Origin of the sequence: Bacillus sp. 220_BSPC, from assembly GCF_001054655.1 — a bacterium.
GTDB classification, from domain to species: Bacteria; Bacillota; Bacilli; order Bacillales; family DSM-1321; genus Peribacillus; species Peribacillus frigoritolerans.
In genome coordinates this window covers 1-6,208 of the sequence record NZ_JVPL01000007.1, presented here as the reverse complement: position 1 = coordinate 6,208, position 6,208 = coordinate 1, and the positions used below count along the sequence as shown (strand labels likewise).

The following is a 6,208-nucleotide window of genomic DNA, read 5'->3' as shown; positions in this document are numbered from 1 at the left end:
GCCCCGCGGAAAGCGAGCATCTGGAGGGGAAATCAACCACACCTCACTACCTGGTAAATAGCAACAAAGTATGTGAAAACAGCCTTTTATTTAAATAACGCAACGTAAGGTACGAGACACCTGGGGACGAGCGCCTGGAGTGGAAATCAACAAATAATGAAGGGATAGATATGGTAGTGTAAACGGCTGAGGAGTTTGCGGCGGTGCAGGTCAATTTTTCGGATCTTAACAAAGAATGCTAATATAAGAAATAGATAAAAGAGGGAAAGTAGGTGGCTCTTATGGAGAAGCAGGTACATATTTTAATTGTTGAAGATGATAATGATATTAGCGGATTGCTTTGCAATATGATGAAAAAAAGTGGATATGTCCCTCAGCCGGCATTTTCAGGGACGGAAGCAATATTGTACGTGGAGAAAAAGAAATGGGATATGGTGTTGTTGGATTTAATGCTGCCAGGAATGGACGGGGAGGAAGTTCTTCGTAAAATTAGGGAGCATCATCATGTCCCTGTTTTGATTATATCCGCAAAAGGAGAACAGCAAACGAAAATAAATGGATTGCGCGCTGGGGCAGATGATTTCATTACGAAGCCATTTGATATTGAAGAAGTAATGGCAAGAATAGATGCTCATTTAAGAAGATCTTCAACCATGAAAAGAATAGAGGAAAAGAACCAGCTTACGTATAGAGGCATTACTGTGGATACTGATACGAAAATAGTTATCGTAAATGACTTGAAGGTAATACTAACGGCAAGAGAGTATGCCATTTTGGAATTACTTATTTCCTATCCTCAAAAAATATTTTCGAAAGCCAATGTGTTTGAAGCGGTTTGGGGAGATGATTATTTAAGGGATGAGAATACGGTGAACGTCCATATGAGTAATCTGAGAAGTAAATTGGCTAAAGCGAGCCCAACTGAAGAGTATATTGAAACCATTTGGGGAATGGGATATCGCTTAAAATAACTTAAGATTTTCTTAAGGTTTTCTTTATAATCCCTTATGATTTTCATTTTATGATGAATCACAGATAAGGGAGGAAAAAAATGAGTGAATATATATTAAGGACATCCGGTTTAACAAAAAAATATAAACATACCACTGCATTAAATAACGTGAATCTATCTATCAAAAAAGGTGCCATATATGGCTTCATTGGTCAAAATGGAGCAGGGAAGTCAACCTTTATTAAACTTGTGGCAGGATTAGCCTTTGCAAGTGAAGGAAGCATTGAATTATTTGGGGAAATCGATCCGGAAAAATTGATTGAAGCAAGAAAAAGAGTCGGAACCATTATTGAAGGGCCAGCTTTATTTCCTCATATGACGGCTAAGCAAAACCTGGAAGTCCATCGAGTGCAAAGGGGCATTCCCGGAAAAGAATGCATCGAAAAAACGTTAGCGCTTGTAGGGCTGCAACATACAGGAAAGAAAAAAACGAGAAATTTTTCATTAGGTATGAAACAAAGATTAGGACTGGCGATGGCGTTGTTGTCAGAGCCTGAATTTCTAATTTTGGATGAACCGATAAACGGCTTAGATCCAATGGGAGTAGTCGAAATCCGTGAGTTGCTATTAAAGTTAAACCGTGAGAAAGGAATTACGATTCTTATTTCCAGTCATATCTTAAGCGAATTGAATTTATTGGCAACTCATTATGGAATCATTCACGATGGAAAATTATTAGAGGAGTTAACAGCGAAAGATTTACAAGAAAAGTGTCAGCATTATTTACACATAAAAGTAGACAAGCCACATCAAGGAGTAGCGGTGCTGGAAGAAGAATTAGGTACGAAAGAATTTGAAGTAATGCCTGATGGAATCATCAAATTATATAAGTTTGTAGGTGAACCAGGCCTTGTTTCTACAACATTAGCAGCGAATGGGGCAGTGATTGAGCAGTTTATGCCAATGGGTGAAGATTTAGAAGAGTACTTTACAAAGCTTATTGGGGGCGGCAACCATGAATAATCTTATAAAAGCGGAATTGTATAAGCTTAAACATGATCGCTCCTTCTGGGCTATTGCCTTAACCATTATATTAATAGGAATTCTTGCTCCCAGTGAGATGCTAATTAGGGGAACTAGTGGAGAGATGAAAGGAATAGACGTTGTGATAGCGTTTGTTAATCAGAATGAACTGGTAATGAAATATGCCCCGTGCATTTTGGCTGGATTTTTTATTTCAAGTGATTATTCAACAGGTGTGATGAAAAATTTGATATCCGGTGGAAATAAAAGAATGGAAATCGTTCTTGCAAAACTGTCAGTCTTCACGATCGGTGCAATCATTATTTCCATCTTATTCCCACTTGTCCTATGGATAGTGTCCACTGTATTTTTTGGATCAGGGTCGCATTTATTCCCTAATATGTCCGTAGTGGAAAGCATTGTTCCAATGATAGGGTTACTTGCTTTGTATGGGGCGGCATTTGCTTCATTTATGACACTCATAGGACTCATCTTTACAGATAGTGGAAAGACCATTTCATTTTTATTTGTATTCACTTTCGGATTGGAGGTTGCATTTTCTATATTCTCGAAAAACTCTCCCATCATTCAAACGATATATAATCATAGCATCATTAAATTAATAAAAGATATTCCTGCGGCCATACTTGAACAAACAGAGTTATTTACGATGATTATTGTTCCTATTTTAACTTTTGTCGTATGTGCAATAGGATGCTGCATTGTATTTTCCCGTAAAGAAATCAAGTAAGAAAAAAGGGGGAGGCAAATGATCCATTTAACAGTACTATGTATGTTCATAGCGATCGTTTTTCTCTTCCGGTTTTTTTTCATGAAGCGAGAAATGAAAAGAATGACGAAACAGCTCCAAGCTTATCGTTATCGATATACAGAAAAGAAAGTGGATATTGAATATTTTGATCGGGATATCGAAAGACTGGCAGTGGAAATCAACGGTTATTTTGATTCCATGATGGAGATGAAGGTGGAACAAAAGCGAACGGAAGAGACATTGAAGCAGGCAATTGCCAATATGTCGCATGATCTGCGAACGCCACTAACCTCCATTTTAGGTTATATCCAGCTGTTGGAAGATGAGCACTTAACTTTGGAAGAACGAGCAGAGTATATTGGAATTGTCAAAAGGCGAACGAAAAGATTACAAGATTTGCTCGATGAATTTTTTGAATTATCAATAGTGGAATCGATGGACTATGAGCTGCAGTTCCAAACATTCCATCTCAATCAGAGTATTTGGGAAGTGCTCATGAACTATTATGATGCATTTCATGAGCGACAGTTACAAGTGGATATCGACATGCCTGATGAAGAGATCATGTTATATGCAGATCCATCTGCAGTAATAAGAGTTGTTGAAAATTTAGTGAGTAATGTTCTTAAGCATGCAAGTGGTTCGGTACAGATATCATTAAAGGAAGAATCATCTTCCATTGTCTTTACTATTCGTAACAAAACAGATGTAATGACAAAACAAGATGTTGAGAGGATTTTTGATAGGTTTTATACAGGTGATACTGCAAGAAATAAAAAAGGAACGGGACTAGGGTTATCCATTGCGCAAAGTTTAATGAAAAAAATGAATGGTGAGCTTTTTGCCACTCTGAAAAATCATCAATTTATCATGACCTGTCAATGGAAAAAAAGAACGTAGTCGGCTTCTGTTTTCAGCTCAAAAAAGCCCCTAAGTCTTATCCGGGGCTTTTTTGGCTTGCTATTTAGGCATTCACTGTCCGTTTCGGGGATGGACCTTCTTTTTTATGAGATGCATAGCTATGCAGGATCATTCCCATGATGACGATAAAGATGCCGAACCACGATAACGGAGAAGGAATCGGTAAAGATAGGAATAGTAATTCGCCAGCAAGGGCAAAAAGGACCTCCATCGATTGTGTTGCTTCAACTGAAGCTAATTTCTGCATATTTCCGCGTACCAAATCGGTCGCCATGAAAAAAAGGACCGTGGCGATGACTCCAGAAAATAGTGCCACCAAAAGGGATTGGAAACTCTGCATCTTCGTCGGTGCACCTACTGTAAAGAAACCGTACAAGGAAAGCAAAAACCAGAATGGCAGACTCGCCAAAGTCATTCCCAAAACCCGCTGATAAGCATCCAGACGGCCTTCGGATACTTCCATCATTTTGCGATTTCCCAAAGGGTATGCAAATGAGGCGATGACGATTGGAATCACTCCCAGCCAAAGATTGGCCATTGAAATGTGTTTGGTATGTTCCAGTTGCATCAGGATGATCCCAAGCAGAATGATCATGGACATGAGGAGGCCTTTCACAGAAACCCTTCCCCTTTGCCTTTCGATCCCATCTTTCGTTTGGACATTTTCAAAAAACAGCGGCGCAAGCAGTGCACCCGAAATGATCGTGATTTGCCAAGTTCCGGCGATCAGCCAGCCAGGTGAGTAGGCGGACGCAAAGCATAAAGGAGCATAAAATAACCCAAATCCGACAAAACTCCAAAGCAGCCAAGGACCCGGCTTTTCTCTCATCACTTGTAAAAGGGGACGCAGGTTTTTTCTGCTCCATACGATACACAACAGAAAGGGCACCATAAAGATATAACGCAGCGAAGCACTCCAAATCCAACTTCCGCCAGACAGCTCCATGGCCTGATTCAAAACAAACGTAAATGCAAAAAAGAAAGCAGAACAAATACCTAATATAATCGGACGCAATTGACTCACCTCAATCTGTTTTATGAGTCAGTAAGACTCTGGAAGGATGGCAATCGTTTCGGCTTTCTGAAAAATTTTTCAGGAATGAAAGCAGAATGAATTTTCTAAATATTATAAGCGATCAATTTAAATTGTCCTTCAAAAGCAAAAGAAAATCAACAGGATTCTTTTAAGCTAGTGAAATTCATTCTTCATGATTCGACATGAAATGAAAAGAAAGCTTGTTGGAATTGAATGAAGACGTTTCCATTTAAGTATTTAAATTAGAAATATATACCAAAGAAAGAAGCGGCAAACGTTGTCGTGACGCGTGTTATGAAGGAATTACTAATATTTTATATAAAAATCATATAGAGGCAGATAGTATATGAAGATACGAGAATTGACGAATATGGTAGGTAGTGGTATCTTAATAGAAGTGCAAATAATGTCGAATGGTGACGAAATGTATAAATGCAACATTCGCAAGAAAGTTAGTGGGGTAAATTAAATGAAATCTACAGGTATTGTACGTAAAGTTGACGAATTAGGACGGGTAGTCATTCCAATTGAACTGCGCCGAACATTAGGAATTAATGAGAAAGACGCTCTGGAGATTTATGTAGAACAAGAGCGCATCATCCTTCAAAAATATAAACCAAACATGACTTGTCAGGTTACAGGTGACGTTTCCGATGACAATATGAAACTTGCTGACGGTAAATTAATACTTAGCCCAGAAGGTGCCGAACTTTTAATTAAAGAAATTCAAGCCAGCATGGAAACTGCTAAATAATTAATATACTAGATAAATAGCATCCAAGTGTAGGGAAGGTTTTCCCTACACTTTTTTATATTAAATGGTGAAATAATAAAAATGGTTCGATTCACGGGAGAAACCAATCTTTTCATAAAGTCTCTGTGCTTTCACATTATCCTTGCCTGTCTCCAGTGAAACCCCTTTAGCACCTGTTTCACGTGCAAAAGCGATGGCCGCGTTCAATAACTCCTCGCCAAATCCCTTTTTACGGGCGGACTCCTTCACGAATAAATCATTCAATACCCATGACCGCATCATACTCACAGACGAAAAAGAAGGATACAATTGTACAAAACCAATTGGATTTCCTTCATCAAACGCCATAAAAACCACAGACTCCCCATGTGTCAGCCTTTCCCTTAAAAACTCCCTTGCACGACCAGGATCAGAGGTTTGCTCATAAAACACCCTGTATAAATCAAAAAGTTTTGTCAGTGATTCCAGCTCATGTAATGTAGCCTTCTGTATGCTCATAAATGGACCCCCAAATGTTAGAATACTCTAAATTTACCATTTAACCATGCTATACGCCAAATTCCGGACCGCATTTTCCAGCCCCAAAAATCAGGATGGAGCTCAAAAAGGCACCATCCTGATTTTTTCATCATGTAGAGGGCTGTTAAACCCGAAATGAGCAGCAAACTCATGAGATATCAGCGTTTACTCGTGAGTTTGAAGCAAATACTCGTGAGTTTAGTCGATTTACTCGTGAAATTGGAGCAAATA

General features: G+C 38.8%; 7 protein-coding genes. 5 read left to right on the top strand and 2 right to left on the bottom strand.

Annotation, left to right across the window (positions count from 1 at the left end; genetic code table 11):
• Nucleotides 1-281 precede the first annotated feature (281 nt).
• From ADA55_RS00685 to ADA55_RS00670, 4 genes are all read left to right on the top strand, one after another.
• Nucleotides 282-971, top strand: a complete 690-nt coding sequence (locus ADA55_RS00685; protein ID WP_048677953.1) for a response regulator transcription factor — start codon at nucleotides 282-284, stop codon at nucleotides 969-971.
• 80 nt (nucleotides 972-1,051) lie between these two features.
• A complete protein-coding gene (locus tag ADA55_RS00680) occupies nucleotides 1,052-1,975 on the top strand; it encodes an ABC transporter ATP-binding protein (protein ID WP_048677952.1) in 924 nt (307 codons plus the stop codon).
• Nucleotides 1,968-2,726 carry an ABC transporter permease gene (locus tag ADA55_RS00675; RefSeq protein ID WP_048677951.1) on the top strand — a complete coding sequence of 253 codons (759 nt, stop codon included), beginning with the start codon at nucleotides 1,968-1,970 and terminating at the stop codon, nucleotides 2,724-2,726. Before ADA55_RS00680 ends, ADA55_RS00675 begins: the two co-directional genes overlap by 8 nt.
• Nucleotides 2,727-2,744: 18 nt before the next feature.
• Entirely contained in the window at nucleotides 2,745-3,647 is a 903-nt protein-coding gene (locus ADA55_RS00670) for a sensor histidine kinase (protein ID WP_048677950.1), read from the top strand.
• Nucleotides 3,648-3,711: 64 nt separating this feature from the next.
• On the opposite strand, the gene ADA55_RS00665 is transcribed toward ADA55_RS00670, so the two are convergent.
• Nucleotides 3,712-4,683, bottom strand: a complete 972-nt coding sequence (locus ADA55_RS00665; protein ID WP_048677949.1) for a multidrug resistance efflux transporter family protein — start codon at nucleotides 4,681-4,683, stop codon at nucleotides 3,712-3,714.
• Nucleotides 4,684-5,173: 490 nt separating this feature from the next.
• Here ADA55_RS00665 and ADA55_RS00660 point away from each other — a divergent pair, with 490 nt between their 5' ends.
• On the top strand, nucleotides 5,174-5,458 hold the full coding sequence (locus ADA55_RS00660; RefSeq protein ID WP_048677948.1) for an AbrB/MazE/SpoVT family DNA-binding domain-containing protein: 285 nt from the start codon (nucleotides 5,174-5,176) through the stop codon (nucleotides 5,456-5,458).
• A 60-nt stretch (nucleotides 5,459-5,518) separates the two neighbouring features.
• On the opposite strand, the gene ADA55_RS00655 is transcribed toward ADA55_RS00660, so the two are convergent.
• Entirely contained in the window at nucleotides 5,519-5,956 is a 438-nt protein-coding gene (locus ADA55_RS00655) for a GNAT family N-acetyltransferase (protein WP_048677947.1), read from the bottom strand.
• Between the last annotated feature and the right edge of the window lie 252 nt (nucleotides 5,957-6,208).